19 protein-coding genes are annotated in these 15,401 nt (G+C 71.6%); all 19 read left to right on the plus strand.

What is annotated here, in order from left to right:
* The first annotated feature begins 78 nt into the window (after positions 1-78).
* The 19 genes from OEIGOIKO_RS07500 to OEIGOIKO_RS07590 all read left to right on the plus strand — a co-directional run bounded on the left by OEIGOIKO_RS07500 (position 79) and on the right by OEIGOIKO_RS07590 (position 15,399).
* The gene (locus OEIGOIKO_RS07500) at positions 79-1,554 is read left to right on the plus strand and encodes an SCO6880 family protein (RefSeq protein WP_125053058.1); all 1,476 of its coding nucleotides are present in this window, start codon (positions 79-81) and stop codon (positions 1,552-1,554) included.
* A gap of 378 nt (positions 1,555-1,932) precedes the next feature.
* On the plus strand, positions 1,933-2,136 hold the full coding sequence (locus tag OEIGOIKO_RS07505; protein ID WP_125053060.1) for a hypothetical protein: 204 nt from the start codon (positions 1,933-1,935) through the stop codon (positions 2,134-2,136).
* A gap of 62 nt (positions 2,137-2,198) precedes the next feature.
* Entirely contained in the window at positions 2,199-2,648 is a 450-nt protein-coding gene (locus OEIGOIKO_RS07510; RefSeq protein WP_125053062.1) for a DUF6238 family protein, read from the plus strand.
* A 28-nt stretch (positions 2,649-2,676) separates the two neighbouring features.
* Positions 2,677-4,185 carry a VirB4 family type IV secretion system protein gene (locus OEIGOIKO_RS07515; protein WP_125053064.1) on the plus strand — a complete coding sequence of 503 codons (1,509 nt, stop codon included), beginning with the start codon at positions 2,677-2,679 and terminating at the stop codon, positions 4,183-4,185.
* A gap of 55 nt (positions 4,186-4,240) precedes the next feature.
* A complete protein-coding gene (locus OEIGOIKO_RS41460) occupies positions 4,241-4,492 on the plus strand; it encodes a hypothetical protein (protein ID WP_170251620.1) in 252 nt (83 codons plus the stop codon).
* A gap of 229 nt (positions 4,493-4,721) precedes the next feature.
* Complete coding sequence (locus OEIGOIKO_RS07525) at positions 4,722-5,480, plus strand: hypothetical protein (RefSeq protein WP_125053068.1); 759 nt, start codon at positions 4,722-4,724, stop codon at positions 5,478-5,480.
* 207 nt (positions 5,481-5,687) lie between these two features.
* Entirely contained in the window at positions 5,688-6,257 is a 570-nt protein-coding gene (locus OEIGOIKO_RS07530) for a hypothetical protein (protein ID WP_125053070.1), read from the plus strand.
* Between the two features lie 298 nt (positions 6,258-6,555).
* Positions 6,556-7,047, plus strand: coding sequence for a hypothetical protein (locus OEIGOIKO_RS07535; RefSeq protein WP_125053071.1), 492 nt, complete (start codon positions 6,556-6,558; stop codon positions 7,045-7,047).
* Positions 7,048-7,163: 116 nt separating this feature from the next.
* Entirely contained in the window at positions 7,164-7,667 is a 504-nt protein-coding gene (locus tag OEIGOIKO_RS07540) for a hypothetical protein (RefSeq protein WP_371858895.1), read from the plus strand.
* A 72-nt stretch (positions 7,668-7,739) separates the two neighbouring features.
* A complete protein-coding gene (locus tag OEIGOIKO_RS07545) occupies positions 7,740-8,483 on the plus strand; it encodes a glycosyltransferase (protein WP_371859012.1) in 744 nt (247 codons plus the stop codon).
* A gap of 176 nt (positions 8,484-8,659) precedes the next feature.
* Positions 8,660-9,850 carry a hypothetical protein gene (locus OEIGOIKO_RS07550; protein WP_125053075.1) on the plus strand — a complete coding sequence of 397 codons (1,191 nt, stop codon included), beginning with the start codon at positions 8,660-8,662 and terminating at the stop codon, positions 9,848-9,850.
* Between the two features lie 21 nt (positions 9,851-9,871).
* Positions 9,872-10,297 (plus strand): hypothetical protein, encoded by a 426-nt coding sequence (locus tag OEIGOIKO_RS07555; protein ID WP_125053077.1) that lies wholly within the window; start codon positions 9,872-9,874, stop codon positions 10,295-10,297.
* A 2-nt stretch (positions 10,298-10,299) separates the two neighbouring features.
* A complete protein-coding gene (locus tag OEIGOIKO_RS07560; RefSeq protein ID WP_125053079.1) occupies positions 10,300-10,638 on the plus strand; it encodes a hypothetical protein in 339 nt (112 codons plus the stop codon).
* Positions 10,569-11,843 carry a hypothetical protein gene (locus tag OEIGOIKO_RS07565; protein ID WP_125053081.1) on the plus strand — a complete coding sequence of 425 codons (1,275 nt, stop codon included), beginning with the start codon at positions 10,569-10,571 and terminating at the stop codon, positions 11,841-11,843. Before OEIGOIKO_RS07560 ends, OEIGOIKO_RS07565 begins: the two co-directional genes overlap by 70 nt.
* Positions 11,844-11,900: 57 nt before the next feature.
* A complete protein-coding gene (locus tag OEIGOIKO_RS07570; protein WP_125053083.1) occupies positions 11,901-12,401 on the plus strand; it encodes a hypothetical protein in 501 nt (166 codons plus the stop codon).
* 96 nt (positions 12,402-12,497) lie between these two features.
* Positions 12,498-12,917 (plus strand): hypothetical protein, encoded by a 420-nt coding sequence (locus tag OEIGOIKO_RS07575; RefSeq protein ID WP_107087549.1) that lies wholly within the window; start codon positions 12,498-12,500, stop codon positions 12,915-12,917.
* Positions 12,914-13,906 carry a relaxase/mobilization nuclease gene (locus tag OEIGOIKO_RS07580; protein ID WP_125053085.1) on the plus strand — a complete coding sequence of 331 codons (993 nt, stop codon included), beginning with the start codon at positions 12,914-12,916 and terminating at the stop codon, positions 13,904-13,906. Before OEIGOIKO_RS07575 ends, OEIGOIKO_RS07580 begins: the two co-directional genes overlap by 4 nt.
* Positions 13,907-14,611, plus strand: coding sequence for a hypothetical protein (locus tag OEIGOIKO_RS41465; RefSeq protein WP_246177252.1), 705 nt, complete (start codon positions 13,907-13,909; stop codon positions 14,609-14,611).
* Positions 14,612-14,637: 26 nt separating this feature from the next.
* A complete protein-coding gene (locus tag OEIGOIKO_RS07590) occupies positions 14,638-15,399 on the plus strand; it encodes a hypothetical protein (protein WP_125053087.1) in 762 nt (253 codons plus the stop codon).
* Positions 15,400-15,401: the final 2 nt, after the last annotated feature.

Genomic DNA, 15,401 nt, shown 5'->3' on the forward strand with positions numbered 1-15,401 from the left:
GTGGGACGTGCCGTACCCCGGCACGTCCCACGGGCTCCCGCTCCGCTGCCCCGCGCTCTTCGAACGGTCTTCTCCCCCATGTCCGACGCCTCCGCCGTCGCGCCGATGACGGTGAAGTTCCCTCACCGCAGCCGCCGCGGCATCCTTCTCGGCCTGTCCTTTCCCCAGCTCCTCCTGGTATCCGCCGCCCTGGCGCTGCTCCTGGTCATCGTGGTCACCACCGGTCTCCTCGGTGCCGTCCTTCTGCTGCCGCTGTGGGTCGCAGTCGGCGCGCTGGTGCTGATCCGCCGCAACGGGCGTTCCCTGATCGACTGGGCGCCGGTCATCGCCCGCTACGCCCACCGTCGGCGCACCGGACAGACACTGTGGCTGGCCCGGCCCGCCTCCCGGCCCCGGCACGACGGCCTGCTGCACCTGCCCGGCACCGCCGCCTCACTGCGGGTGATCACCCCGTCCGACTCCCAGTCGCAGGCCGCCGCGGTCCACGACCCGCACGCCCAGACCCTGACGGCAGTGGCCCGCGTCTCCAGCCGCGCCTTCGCCTTGCTGGATCCGGCGACGCAGAACGCCAACGTGCGCGGCTGGGGCCGGGCCCTGGCCGGCATCGCCCGCACCGGCCACATCGCCACCGTGCAGGTCCTGGAGCGCACCGTGCCCGACTCCGGGGACGCCCTCGCACGCCACTGGAACCGCCACGGCCAGCCGCAGACACAGGTCGCGGGCCAGGTCTACGCCGACCTCGTCGCCTCCGCCGGGCCCGCCGCCGCCCCGCACGAGGCGTACCTGGCCATCGCCCTGGACCTCAAGGCCGCCCGGCGCCTGATCAGCCAGGCCGGCGGCGGCCTGACCGGTGCCTTCACCGTGATGCAGCAGACCACCAGCTCCGTGGCCCAGGCCGCCCACAACGCGGGCCTGGCCGTCACCGGCTGGCTGACCGCCCGCGAGATCGCCGCCGTCGTCCGCACCGCCTACGACCCCAGCGCCCTCTCTGCCCTGCAGCAGTGGTCCGAGACCGGGCGGGCGGAGGCCGACCCAGCGGCGGCCGGGCCCGTCGTCCAGGTCGAGGAGTACGACCGTATTGGCACCGACACCGCCCGCCACGCCACCTACTGGGTCGAGAACTGGCCCCGCACCGAGACCTCCGCGGGCTTTCTGCACGGTCTGCTGTTCAGCGCCGGCGTCCGCCGCGCCCTGTCCCTGATCTACGCGCCCCAGGCCCTGGAGTCCGCACTGCGCGACGTCCAGCGCCGCAAGGCCACGATCATCGCGGACGCCGCCGAACGCCGCCGCAAGGGCATGGTCGACTCCGAAGAGGACAACGTCGAATATGCCGACGTCAAGGACCGCGAGCGGCAACTGATCGCCGGGCACGCCGACGTCGCCCTGACCGGCCTGCTGACGATCAGCGCCGAGAGCGACGCCCTGCTGGATGCGGCTTGCGCACAGATCGAGACCGCCGCCGTCAGCGCCCAGGTCGACCTTCGCCGCCTGAACTACCAGCAGGGCGACGCCTTCTCCTTGGCCGCGCTGCCCCTCGCCCGCACCGCCCTGTAACCGGAGGCCGTCCTGACACCGTCCCCGCACCTGATTGACGATCTCCGCGATCTGCTGGCCGACCTCAAAGAGCTGCAGCACCGCCACCAACAACAACTGGACGCGCACCGCGACGCGGACGGCGAAGTCATCGAAGAAGAGCGTGCCGCGTACGAGGAAGCGCGCGACAGCACGGCCCTCGAAGCCAGCGACCGGCTCGACAGCGTCGTCCAGCGCCTGGAACAGCTCGTCGCCGCACCCGCCAACCGGGCCTTCAGCGTCGCCCTCACCAGCCCCGGCCATGAGGAAGGCGCCGAACCCTGGCTGTTCGTCGTCAACGCCACCGACCTCAATACGGCGTACCGCACGCTGACGCGTCTGCCCTCCTACCGCCAGTGGATGCGCGACAACCGCGCCACGGACGCCGCCACCGTCTCCCCCGGCGTCGGAAGGCTGGTGATCAGCGAGAGCCACCCCGGTACCCGCCCCCACGGCCTGTACAACGACCTGCGCGATGAGCAAACGCGGTGCCTGGCCGAGTCCGCCGCGCCGGGCCGCCTTCCCGCACCCCCGGCCACTCCCGCACCGCGCCGCTCCCGCTGACACGGCCTGCGCCACCTTCGCTCCGGCCATCGCCGCCTGCCCCACGGCAGGAAGGACCCCCATTGATCTCTGCAAACACCCCCAGCGACGCGTACCCCTTTCTGCGCGCCGCCTCCGCCGGGTTGCGCCACCACGCCCGCACCCAGGCCCAGGCCGGTCCCACCGACCGGCTGCAGGCCGACCTGCTGCACGCCCACCTCACCGCGTTGCACCAGCTGCTCGACCAGCTCGCCGAGACGACCCGGCCGCCGCGCCCCGCCGCAGGCCGGCACCTGGCCACCGCGCGCACCCGGCTGTGGCAGGCCAGCGACGCCGTCCACGACGCCTTCCACCTCCTGCCGCACTCCTCCGGCACCGACGCACACTGCCGCCCCGAGCATCTGTCCACCGGCCCCCCGGTCCTGACCATCTGCCAGCGCCACCTCGCCTCCGGGCACGCCGTCCGCCGTAAGACCACCCGCGCGGACCTCCACGCCCCGTTGCACGGCCACACCACCACCTGCGCCCAGTGAGCACGCACCGCCGAATCGAGCCCGCCCGATGACCCACCGGCCCGCCCGCCGCCGCGCCTCGGTGTCCCCCCTGTTCACCCCGCACGGCACCGACCGCGCCGCCCGCAAGGCCGCCCGCCGCCAGCTCGCCGAAGCCCACGCCAAGGCCCGCGCCGCCTCCACCGCGCACCCACCAGGCCAGGCACCGGCCGAACAGGAGATGCCACTGCCCCTGTATCCGGGCAGCGGGCGTCCCGGGCCAGCCTCCGCACGCGGCACGCGACTTAAACTGCCCGCCCACCGCATGACCACCGCCACCGCCTCCGGCGCCTACCCCTTTCTCGCCGAGGGCGGACTCGGCGCCGAAGGCATCTACATCGGCCGCGACGTACACGCCGAAGCCTCGTTCGTGTTCGACCCGTTCGCCCTGTACGGAAAGATCGAGGGGTTCACCAACCCCAACGTCCTGCTGGCCGGGGTGATCGGGCAGGGCAAGTCCGCGCTGGCCAAGAGCTTCGCGCTGCGTTCGGTCGCCTTCGGCTACCGCATCTACGTACCGTGCGACCCCAAGGGCGAGTGGACACCGGTCGCCACCGCACTCGGCGGCACCTCCATCGCCCTGGGCCCCGGCCTGCCCGGCAAGCTCAACCCGCTGGACGCCGCCCCCCGCCCCCCGGGCGTCTCCGAGGCCGACTGGGCCGGCGAGATCCGCAAGCGCCGACTGCTCCTGCTCGGCTCGCTGGCCCGCACCGTCCTGGGGCGGGACCTGCTGCCCATGGAGCACACTGCCCTCGACGTCGCCCTGGACGCCGTCGTCACCCAGGCCGCCACCGTCCGGCGCACCCCGCTACTCGGGGACATCGCCGCCACCCTCAACGACCCCCAGCAGCTCGACACCGCCGCCGGAGCAATGTCCGGGCGTCTCGGCGACGCCGCCCGGGACCTGGCCCACGCTCTGCGCCGCATGGTCCACGGCGATCTCGCCGGGATGTTCGACGCCCCCTCCACCGTCACCTTCGACCCGACCTCGCCGATGCTGACCATCGACCTGTCCCGGCTCGGCGGCTCCGGCGACGACACCGCCCTCGTCCTCGCCATGACCTGCGCCTCGGCATGGATGGAATCCGCCCTCGCCGACCCGGGCGGCGGGCGGCGCTGGGTCGTCTACGACGAAGCCTGGCGCCTGATGCGCCACCCCGGACTGCTGGAACGCATGCAGTCGCAGTGGAAACTCTCCCGCGGCCTGGGCATCGCCAACCTCATGGTCATCCACCGGCTGTCCGACCTGCTCACCGCCGGCGATGCCGGATCTCGCGGACGCGCCCTGGCGGAAGGGCTCCTGGCCGACTGCTCCACCCGCATCGTCTACCGCCAGGAGACCGACCAACTGCACGCCGCAGCCACCCTGCTCGGCCTCACCTCGGTGGAGACCGAAGCCATCTCCCACCTCAATCGGGGCCGCGGCCTGTGGAAGGTCGCCGGACGCTCCTTCATCGTCCAGCACCTTCTGCACTCCCACGAGAGCCAGCTTTTCGACACCGACGCCCGTATGCACTGAAAAGCGCCGAGTTCACGAATACCGACGGGCTGGCCTCATGTCCTTAAGGAGCCTCTTGCACCGTCCCGCCCATTTCAGCGACGCCGACTGGGCCGATTACCTGCAATGCCAAGCCGAACACGATGACCTCCTGGACCAGGTCGCCGACCGGGAGGCTCAGATCGAACAGGGCCTGATCGACACCTACGACGACTATGAATTCGACTTCGCCTCGCCTGCCCGCACGGCGCAGCAACCTCGCCCCGCACGCCACAACTCCCCGCTTTCGCCCGGCTCCGCCTCACGCAAGAGCAGTCGTCGCCGCTGACGGCAAGAATGCCTCTGAGCGGCCTGAAGTCCGCAAGGCTGACCGCGTCACGCGCCTGATGGGCTCGCCGCCGGCATGAACCGGGTCACGAGCTTTCACCGCGTCCACGGAACCCACTGACGCCTAGCGGCCGACCCGGCTCGCTCTGCCATACCTCCCCCTGCCCCCTCACCGTCCGGCCAGCGCGTCCGCCGCACATACGCCGCCGTTCCAGACCACCCAGGAGCCCATGCCCCAGCCCCATACCGATCTCGCCACCTTCGCCTGCCACCTCGCCCATCACCTGCCCGGTAACTGGCATTACGGGTACCGCCGGCATGCCGCGTACTACGAGCAGTTCTGTCATGGCCAGCAGGTCTGGGGCGGCGGCCCGGCCCTCAAGGCCATACACGAATTCGTCCTGGAGCACGAAGTCGTGATGGACGGGCCCGGTGGGCAGCGGCTGTACATTATCGACCGGCCGCTGCGCCGCGATCAGTTCCTCGTTGCGCCCCTCGCCCCTGCGGTTGGTTTCGACACGGACCCTTTCGACGAGGTGGACGAACCCAGCGGCATCGCTGTCCCCGCCGATGGCGCACGCGCCGCAGCCGCGGTCGCCCGCCGACTGCTGCCGCATTACCGGGACGCTCTGAATGTCCTGCGCCAGCGCGCCGGTCAGCCTCCCGATTCCCGGCCCGCGCCCGCTGTGGAGTCCGGGGCCGTTGCACTGAGGCTGGGCGGCGACGGTTGCTGGACCACGCCCGACGATGCGCTGAGCCCTACAGCCCGTACCGTGCTGTACACCCAAGGTTTTCAGCACTTCCCCAGTACGCGTCTGTTCATGCTGCCCGCCTCGTACGGCGTTGCCGAGCAAACGCAGCGGATATCCAACGTCGCCCGTCAACTCGCCCCCCTCGGCATCGAGGTCAAGCTGCATCACACACCGCGCGCAGCGACCGTTCCTCCGCCCCCTCGGATAGCAAAACCCGTTTCCGCACCCCACCGTTGATGCGGACCAGCGGCACTGCGGTGCCCCTTGCGCCGCACAGACATTCCGAGAAAGCCCGTGCATTGTGATCAGTTCGATGCCGAGCTGTACGGCAGTGCCGAACCCCTCAGCGCCACAGAAGTAGCCCACGGACACCCACCACTTCAGGCCAACGGTGCCTCGCTGGCACCCCCAACTCACGGCGATAGAGACACCCCTGAGAGGCTCGTGAAACCCGACATCCAACACCACCTGATACCGCGCGAAGACGTCCTTCGCCTTATCGGCGCGCTCAACCCGATAGAGGCCAAGTGCTCCGAGAGCGCCCAGAAGTGGCAGCTGCTGGACGAGAGCGGCCACATGCCGGCCGCGCCGTCCTTCACCGAGCTGTTCCAGCACGCCACCGAAACACAGAATCTCTCCCGCGACGCCTTCCGGCTCACCGGCGACTTCGCCGCGAACCCCCACAGCACCACCCGCGCCGGGCGCGCCACCCTGGTCCATCTCGCGATGGCGAGCACCACGTCGGCCCACGCAGCATCGCACTTCTCGGACACCGCGGAGGCCGCCCTCTACCTGCCGGTCGTCTCCCGCCCAACCGACCAGCACTACCTGGAGAACCGCATGGTCCTCGACCACGCATCGGCCCGCGCCTACCTGCGCCGCACATCGGAAGCGATGCGCGACGCGCTCAAGGAACTCAACGGCCACCTCGACTCCCATCGCTCGTTCCCCGCGCCCTCCCGCCAGCAGAGCCCCGCGCCGCCACCGCCTGGACTGAGCGGTCGCCACCGCTGACCCGGGCCATTCCCGCCCTTCAAGGAGTCCCCTGAACCGCCCCTCGCGGCGTCAGCTGGCGAATGGTGGCTCACCGGCCCCGAGCAGCCCCTTCCCGTCCGCGGAACTCCCGCGATGCCCCGTACGCCCTCTGCATCCTGTGGGAAGCAGCGAAGTGAAACAGCCGCCTTCTGCCGCAGGGGCACCGCCGTTGCCCCGACCCGACAGGAACCTTCGAGGGCATCAGCGCATCTGAAGCCCTACGACGGTGCCGCTGAGGTTTTAGCCCGGTACCGCTCTGCCTGCCCCAAGGAAAGCCTTGCCCCCTCACCAGTCCGGCTTCGAACCGTCCGACAACGCCGTACGCAATAACCAGGTCAGCGCTGACGCGCTGCACCGCTGGGCCGAGCGCAGCGCTCGGGAGTTCACCGACCGCCTCGCCGTCGCAGACGCCGGCCAGAGCATCACCGCCTGGACCGACCAATTGCGCCGCGCCCGCACCGCCGCGGAGTTCCAGGCCGTCGCCGAGGCGGTCGTCGGTGACGGTCGCAGCGGGCTCGGCGCACTGCACCAGTTCCTGGAGACCGCCGCCGAATGGTGCGGACGCCACCACGAGCCCGGCGTCGCCGACCACTACCGCGTCTACGCCCGGCGCCTTGCCGACCTTGGCGAGGCCCTCACCGACCTCGGCGAAGACCACCTCCTGGATGCCTACCGCCGCGCCCACCGCCCCCCGCAGCCGCCCCGCCCCGCCCCGGTCGTTGCACCGTCGCCTCCCGGCACCACTGCGCCGCGCCGCCCCTCCCGTTAACCGCCCGTAGAAGGGATCCACTTCTGTCCACGCGGTCCTTCCTCGCCCGCCCCACCGAGACCGGCTACAGCGGCATCTACGTCCACCTTGACGGCATACCCAGCCACCACCTCCCCTTGCTGCTCACCGCACACCGGTACCGCTTCGCCGGTGATACCGACGCCCTGATCCGGCACCTCGTCGACCAGGTCGCTGTCGCCTGGGACGAGCTGGGCACCGACCTCCTCGACGGTGCCCCCGCCGCCCTGCGCACCGTGTTGACCGGCGGGGAGAGCTGGCCCAGCCGCACGATGGACGACCTCATCTGCCCGGACGGCTCCCCACCCCAGCGCATGACCGTCACCGAAGAAAGCGCGGGCGAGCAGGACCTGCAATGGGGGTATGTCCTGCATCCGCACGGCATCGAAGTCATCAGCCTGCACGAAGACCTCCGCGGTCCCGTCGTGAGCTGGGATACCGACCCCCGCGCCCGCTTCAGCGACCACCCGGGCCAGTGGCGCCCATCGTGCCCGCCGCCGCTGTCCCCGCCGCCGGAGCTTTTGCCGTCCAGCCGCCTTGGCACCCAGCCGGCCACCGCCCCCGCCACCGTCTCAGCGCCCCGCACGCCCGCACGCCGCTGACACCTGCCCACCACCCCGTTCCTGGAGCACCTGCTGTCCCGCCACCCTGCCAGCCCCGACATCACGATCATCATCGCCACCCAGCTGCGTCCCGAACGCCTGGACTACCTGTGCGAGCTGCACCACAGCCTCGCCCAGCAGACCATTCCGTGGGAGGCGGTACTGGCCGTGGACGGCGCCGACCCCGGTTGCGTCCCGTCGGCGCTCGCTGATGACCCGCGCGTCCGTGTCCTGGCGCTGCCGCGTGCGGTCGGCGCCGCCGCGGCCCGCAACCTGGCTCTGAACCAGGTACGCACCAAGTTCGTCGCCTACGCCGACGACGACGATCTGCTGCCCGCCGACAGCCTCGCCGTGCGCCACCGGCACCTCATCACGACGGGACTCGGCTGGGTGGCCGGCTGGTCGGCGGACCTGCTGCCGGACGGCACCACCCGCACCTGGGTCTGTCCCACCCCGCCCGGCCGCCACGAGCCTGGGGACGTGTGGACGTACTGGGCCTCACCCACGGCCGAGATCCCGTTGGGCCAGACCATGCTGCTGGCGCACACCGAGCTGGTCCGAGCCGCCGGAGGCCACGGCGGCCTGCCGCAGGCCGAGGACTTCCTCATGGTCAACGGCGTCACCACCCTGGCCGCGGGCGAACTGCTCCCCCACGTCGTGTACTTCTACCGCAAGCATCCCCACCAGATGACCCGCGGGCCGCAGTTCGACACGTTCGAGGGGCCGGCGCGCGAATTCGCCTTCCGCCACGGCCAGCGGCTGCGCGCCGCCCTGGCCGAACGCCGCCGTGTTACGAGTGCCGCCGCCCGAGCATGAGCAGTTTGCGCGGTGGGGGCGCTGCCGTCGGATTTCTGTTTGTGTCTCGCCAAGACCTGCCGTCGCCGCCGAAGCGCCGGTGATTGGGCCGGGGGTTCCACGCGTCCGCCGCGCTCCCCGGCACTGCGAGCACGCGCAGGCCCCCATCTGTCGTCGAATCTTCCGCCTGGAGCTGTATGCCCGCTTCTTCCCTCGCCACCATCACCCTGGCGTTCAGCCGCAACGCCGGCATCGTGGCTATCCCCACCGGGAGGCAGTACCGGTGGGCCAAGACGGCGCTGAGCACATCCGGCTTTCAGCGGCACGATGATGGCACCTTCGCCTTGCCGGTCGGTGATCCGCAGGCTGCCCGCACGACCGTTGCCGACCTCATGCGTGCCGCGCAGCGCCACCAGGCGAGTGTCAGGGCCAGTTCCCGCCGCTTCCTCGGCGATGTGGCCCAGGACTTCGCCGCCCAGCTTCGCGGCACCTGGACAGTCGAGCTGGAGGTCTACTCCCACCCGCTGTGGCAGGAGGACCTCGTGCCGTGGCTGTGGGATTGCGGTGAGTTGTCGCAGGCCGTCCAGAACCTGCAGGTGCCGTACGCGGCCGTCCTCAGCAACGACGCGGACATCACCTTGCTGCTCATCGAGCGGCCCGGTCATCAGCACGGCTACGTGGTGGGCGCCTTCGCCCCGAACGGCTTCACCGACAACTACCACGAACCTCACGCCCCGCGCAGCGTCATCGTGCCCGCCGCTGCCGGGCTGGCCGGCCGCATCGTGAACGATCGGTTCCTGCCCGCCTACCACCAGGCCCTGCTCGCCCGCCGCACCACCACGGTCGAAGATGCCCTCGCCCGGATCCGCGAGGAGTACCAGACCTGGCAGGCCATGGTCGCCTCCGGCCGGGACAGCGACGCCAGCCCGCTCCGACCGGACAGTCTCCACCAGGCCAACGCCACCTTGCGCGACCTCGCCTGGACGGCGTTCCGAGACGTCCTCACCCACGGCCCGGCTCTGCTGGAGCACTGTCCCTCCGACGCGGCCCCCCGACGTGCAGACGCCGACGCTCTGGAGCGGCTGCGTTCCGCGCTGCACAGCGCCCAGCGCGCCCGGGCGGAGTGGAACGACGTCAAGGACGGACTGCGGCAGTCTCCTGACACCCAGCGCGTCATTCCCTTCGTGGAGGCCGAGGCGCAGCGCGACCGCCGGGTGTGGCCGGCGATCGAGACATGGCTGAAGGACGGCGATGTCCTGCTGCAGCAGGCCCGCGCCTCCTACGGAGGACAACCTCGCCCGCTCCGGGCCCAGGAAACCGCGCTGTCCGCCACCGTCCCATCGCTGCCCGGGCCCGCCGCGGCCCCCGACGCCGCCCCGCGGCGCTGAAGCACCGAGAAAGGCCCGCCTATGGACCAACCGCACGTCCGCTTCGCCATCGACTCGCAGTACGGCTTCGTCGCCGCCCCCACCGACCGCTTCCCGGACCATCTCGCCCACTGGTACCTGGTCCGGGAACAGTTCGTACCGGTGCTGGAGGCGCCGGGGCTGTACCGGCTCACCCATCCGCACCGGGATGGGCTGCGCCGTACCCGGCAGGCCGTGCATGACCTGCGCCGCCGGTGGACCGTCCACGCCGACGACGTTCTCGATGCCGCTCCGCACACCGCACCTTCTGCTCTGACAGCACAGCGTTCCCAGGCCGCCCGCGCCGCCGCCGCCAGCTCGCCGCAGTACGACCGGTCTCTTGAGTCGCCGCCCCTCGGCGCCGCGGTCCCGAGTCCTCCGTCACGGGCGCCGCGGGCTGCAGCCCCCAGGCGCGGGCGAGGCAGGTGAGCATGGCCGACGATCCGATCCGCATCACGCGCGGTCCCGGCGGTGAAGTCGAGGCCGAGGGCCCGATCGACGCCTTCGCCGCCAGCATCCTGCACCGCGCCGGATTCTTGTCCCAACCCGTTCTGCACGCCACCTGGCACAGGCTGCCGTTCGATCTCGGCACCGCGTGGGAGAACGAGCACGCCGCCTTCGCGGCGGAGATGCTCACCGCGGCCCGCTACCCGGTCACCCTTGGCCCTGGCTTGCGCCCGGACCAGCCCCCCTCCCGCGCATGCCGCTCCACTACGGCAACCCCGACCCGCCCACCGCAGCCCAACAGCCTGAACAGCGCCCGCCGTTGATGCCCCCGGAGCCGCACATTTCCGAACCCACGCCCTCTTCCGCCGCCCCCATCGAGCAGCTGGACGCATGGCACCGTTGCTATACGGCCGTCCACCGGCGGAGCGCCCAGGCTCTCGCGGACCTGCGCGACCGGTACGGCGGCTTCTTCGACACCGCCGCGGCGCGGCAGGCAGTAGCCGAGCGCAACCGCCACGCGGCCCAGGACTTCACCAACCACCTGCTGCCCCACGCCGAGTCCATCCTCACCCAGGCCCGCACCGCGCTGGCCGCCCTGCCGCCCGCCCGGCATCACAGCGCCTGGAAGCTCCTGCTGGACGACCTGGACCACGCCACCATCCACAGCCACCGCATCCTCGCCGCCCAGCCCGTGCCCACGGCCCGCCACGCCGCCCTCTGGCCATACATCACCACCTGGGCCGAGCACACCCCCGTAGTGCGTGCCCTCATAGGCCAGTATCATCGGCCCGCCGTTCTTCCTTCACTGTCCGTCCAGAAACAGCGGTACTGGAGCGGTCTGGTACAGGCGGCACGGGGGCGCGGCACGCTCGACGCCTTCGAGACCTGGTACGACACCACCGGCCAGCAGATCACCCTGGCCCACCTGGACGGCGAGGACACCACCGTCCTCGCGCTCGCCGGCGACCTGGGCAGCCCCCAGCTGCACGTGCTTGGGCACTACCCGGACCAAGACACCGCCGCCCGCTCAGTGCCGCCGCCCGTTCCGCCTGGTGTCTTGCGTCCTGACGTCAGCCCCTACAGCGAGCGCGTCCTGTCGCCGGAAGTTCCGGTGCAGGACCTGACCCAGGACGTCCTCGAAGCCCGCCAGACCGGGGATGTCGCCGACCTCCTCCTGAGCGTCACCAACGGCACCGGGCCCGCAGGAGTAATGCCCCGGCTGGGTGAGTTCGTCAGCGCCTGCGCGGAGTTCGGCGATGCTCTCGACACCCACGACGGCCAGCGCCTCGCTGCCCGGCTGCACGACCTTGCCGCCCAGGTCTCCCAGCTCACCGGCGAACTGCGCGCCGTTGGCGAGGACATGGCCGCCAGCATTGGCGTGCTGCCGCCCTACCGCACGGCCCGCCCCCGCCACCTGCCGCCCGCCCCACCGCCACCCGCGCTGAGCGCTCAACGGCCCGCCGAGCAAGGGCCCCCAACGGTGTCTACCGGCATTGCGCCACGCCGCGCAGCCAGCCCGCGGCGGTAAAGGCCACCGCGTCCGGCGGACCCACCACCCCCAAAACCTGATCAAGGAGTACAGAGCTTGACCGTCCGTACGACCTGGACCGTCGATTACGCCTGCGGGCACAGCGGCGAACGGGATTTGTCCGATCGGCCCGCCGACAAGCGGGCCTCCTTCGCCCGCTGGCTCGCCACCAAGGACTGTACCGACTGCTGGAAGGCCGCCCGAGACGGTGACCGGGCCAGCAAGGAAGAGTGGCTCGCCACCAAGCGGGCCGAGGAAGCCGCTGCCGCCACCGAGTGGGCCCGGAAGTTCGACATGCCGCCGCTGGAGGGACCGGTCAAGGCGCTGGACTGGGGGGAGCGCTGCCGGCACCAGCTGGTCACCGCCGCCCACACGGCCCTGGTTCTCGACGGAGACTGGGACGAGGCGGACTGGGGGCGCGTGGAGGAGCAGGCGCGCGCCGTCACCCGGGCCGGCTGGTGGATCGACCAGCGCGACGCCGAGGGGACAGACCTGCCCGAACTGCTGGAGGCGGCCACCGACGACGACCGTGGCGGCACCGAAAACCCCTTCCGGTGACGGCGCCTGTGTATAGCGGGCAAAGCCCGGTTAGCCAAACCGGGCTTTGCCCGCACCATGGAAACCATCCCCGCCCGTTCCTGTGAAGGATCCGCCTTGCCCGACGCCGCATTCCGGCCGCCGTATATACCGGCGGACACCGTCACCCCCGAGCGCGACATCACCCACGCCCACTTCACGTCCGGCGACCGCGTCGTCATCCTCAAGGGTGCCTTCGGCGGCGACCTGTGCGGTGAGGAGATGACGGTGATCGCCCCGTCCTGGCACACGCCCACCGACGAGGACGGCTGGCGGCTGCGCAACCCGCACGGCGGCGAGCGGACCTTCATCACCGCCCACCCCCGCTACATGGTCCACGTCCAGCGCTACTGCCCCGACTGCGCCGGGTACCTGAAGGCGCTGGGCGAGGTGCTGCTGCCGCAGATGCCCGCCGACCGGGTCGTCGACGGCGGCTGGTACACCCTGACCGCCCTGGACCAGCTCGTGCACAACCGCGACCTGCGAGACGCCCGGTGATCCCCCGCCTCCACGCGCGCAAACCCTGCGCCGCACCGCTCCTGCACGCCGTCCTCGGGCCGCAGGCGGACGCTTCCGTCCCCCCGGCGAGGATCGTCGCGGGCTGGCCCCGGCTCGTCCGCCGGGTGCCCGAAGCGGAACACCAGCAGCCGTCCGCGGAGCTGTGGGCCGGGCTCCTCGACGCACCGGCCACCGAGGGGGCGGCGACCGCACCGCCCAACAGCGATCACCGCCCCATCTGGCACCTGAGCCTGCGGCTGCACCCCGAAGACCGGACGCTCACGCCCGGCGAGTGGAGCGAGATTGCTCACCGGTACGCCCGAGCGGCCGGCTTCGCGCGCCCCGGTGACGCGCACACGTGCCGCTGGGTCGCCGTGCAGACCCGTCCCGGCCGCCTGGATCTGATCGCCAGCCTCATCCGGCAGGACGGCCAGTGGGTCACCCTCCCGCACCAGCTGCACCAGCGGCTGGCGCAGGAGGCGCGTCGGGTCGAAGACGACTTCGGCCTCATCCCCCTGCGCGCCACCCCAGCCATCACCAAGCCGGGCCGGCACCGCCAGCGCTCCGCGCACACGCCCACCGACGGACCGGCGCCCTCCGACGTCCCCGGGCCCGCCCCAGCGCCGCACCGCCTGGAGACGAGCGCGGAGCTGGCCGCCCTGGTCGCCGAGTACGGGCTGACCACCGACCTGCAGCAGCTCGCACGCCGGATCACCAACCTGGTCGATGAGCAGCACGGCCTGCTGGCGCCCGTGCGGCGGTGCGTCGAACATACGGCGCACCAGGCCGAGGACCACCCTGACGCCTGGCTGCGGGAGGCCGGGCACCGACTGGAGTGGGCCGCTCGGCGCCTGCACGCCCTGCAGCAGGATCTCGAAGCAGCCACCGGGGTTCTGGCCACCGGCGCCTCACCGGACGGTGGGACGCCTGCCCGCCCGGGGCCGTCCGCCACGCCCCCGCCGACTGCCCCTTTCCTCCGTCACCGTTGATTGGCGCCCCCGCTGTCCCTCGCCGACCGAATCCTGCGCATCCGTGTCGACCCGCACAGCGATGAGGTCATCGCTCGGGGCGGAGACCCCGAGGCGCACAGCATCTTGCAGCGCTCCGGCTTCGTCCCCGTGGTGCGCCTGCACGACCACTACCACCGACTGCCGACGGGCCTGGAGAAGAACGAGGAAGTCCGTCTCGCCAGCCGGGCCGTCGCCCGGCTCAGCGCGGTGGGCTACCGCGTCGACCACGACCCCAGTTTCGCCGCCACCGCGCCGATACCGCACGACCTCACCCTCGGCGCACAGATCAACAACCTGGCGCGCCGTATCCGTGAAGCCGAGGACAGCGACGAAGTCGCCGCTGTCCTGACCGAGCTGACCGCCACCCACGACGGAATCCTCACCGCTGTGGGCGAAGTTCTCACCGCCGGCGCCGACTTCCACCAAGACCTCGGCCAGCCCGCCGACCCGCACTACGCCAACCGGCTGCGCCACCTCGTCAGCCGCCTGGAGGCCATCACCTTCGAGGTGAGCGGCACGCGCAACGACCTCGCCGACCGGCACGCTGCCCACCCGCACCGCACCCCGTGCCCTCAAGAAGTCGCCCCCACCGAACGCGAAGCATCGGCGGTGTGCCCCTGCCCGCCCGCGCCGACCCCAGTGCCCCGTCCCCCCACGACCGTTCCAACCGGCCGCCGCCGCTGACCCCACCACCTTGTTACCGGAGAGGCATGCCCGACCCCGACACCCGCGATCTGCCCGCCTTCGCCACCGCCCTCGCCGAACAACTGCCCGGCTCCTGGACCAGCGAGTACCACCAGCACGACGAGTATGAAGACCAGTTCCCCACCGCCGACCAGGTCTGGGACATGAACCTGGTCTCCGGCGCCATCGCCGAGTATGTGCTGCACCACCACGCGGTGCTGACCCACGAGGACGGCACCCGCCTGTACCTCATCGACCGTCCCGGCCACCCCGACGAGCACCTCGTCGGGGTCCTCGCACCACCCGGCATCGACCCCGAAGCCTTCCGCGGCGTGCGCGAGCCCGACGGCATCGCTGTCAGCACCGACGTCGATATGGCCGCCGAGGACGTCCACTTCGACCTGCTGCCGCGCTACGCCACCGCCCTCGCGCAGGTCCAGCACAACGCCGCGCACCCGCCTGCGCCCCCGGGCGCCCCGGCACCGGAGCCCGAGACGGTCGTCATGACCTGGTACGGCGACGGCCTGCTGGCCGCCAAGGCCACCAGCCAGGAAGCGGCGAAAACCCTGTGCGAAAACGGGTTCGCCTACGACCCGGCCGAGCACGCCTTCGTCCTGTCCGGAGACGACACCGCCCATCAGGCCCGCTGCGTACGCAACGCCGGCCAGCAGCTCGGTGCGCACGGCATCGGCGTCACCCTGCGCCACCCGCCCAAGCAGCCCGCCCTGGACGCCGCCCGGCCCACGCCCGTAATACAGCCCAACCGTGCGGCGACGCGCAGCCGATGAGC

The organism is Streptomyces paromomycinus, from assembly GCF_003865155.1.
In the GTDB taxonomy this organism is placed as follows: Bacteria; Actinomycetota; Actinomycetes; order Streptomycetales; family Streptomycetaceae; genus Streptomyces; species Streptomyces chrestomyceticus.

What these genes read in the sequence shown, in the direction of transcription:
- OEIGOIKO_RS07525 (WP_125053068.1), top strand. Translation starts at nt 4,722, where the DNA reads ATGCCCCAGCCCCATACCGATCTCGCCACCTTCGCCTGCCACCTCGCC.
- OEIGOIKO_RS07590 (WP_125053087.1), top strand. Translation starts at nt 14,638, where the DNA reads ATGCCCGACCCCGACACCCGCGATCTGCCCGCCTTCGCCACCGCCCTC.
- OEIGOIKO_RS07515 (WP_125053064.1), top strand. Translation starts at nt 2,677, where the DNA reads ATGACCCACCGGCCCGCCCGCCGCCGCGCCTCGGTGTCCCCCCTGTTC.
- OEIGOIKO_RS07565 (WP_125053081.1), top strand. Translation starts at nt 10,569, where the DNA reads ATGCCGCTCCACTACGGCAACCCCGACCCGCCCACCGCAGCCCAACAG.
- OEIGOIKO_RS07500 (WP_125053058.1), top strand. Translation starts at nt 79, where the DNA reads ATGTCCGACGCCTCCGCCGTCGCGCCGATGACGGTGAAGTTCCCTCAC.
- OEIGOIKO_RS07550 (WP_125053075.1), top strand. Translation starts at nt 8,660, where the DNA reads ATGCCCGCTTCTTCCCTCGCCACCATCACCCTGGCGTTCAGCCGCAAC.
- OEIGOIKO_RS07555 (WP_125053077.1), top strand. Translation starts at nt 9,872, where the DNA reads ATGGACCAACCGCACGTCCGCTTCGCCATCGACTCGCAGTACGGCTTC.
- OEIGOIKO_RS07505 (WP_125053060.1), top strand. Translation starts at nt 1,933, where the DNA reads ATGCGCGACAACCGCGCCACGGACGCCGCCACCGTCTCCCCCGGCGTC.
- OEIGOIKO_RS07560 (WP_125053079.1), top strand. Translation starts at nt 10,300, where the DNA reads ATGGCCGACGATCCGATCCGCATCACGCGCGGTCCCGGCGGTGAAGTC.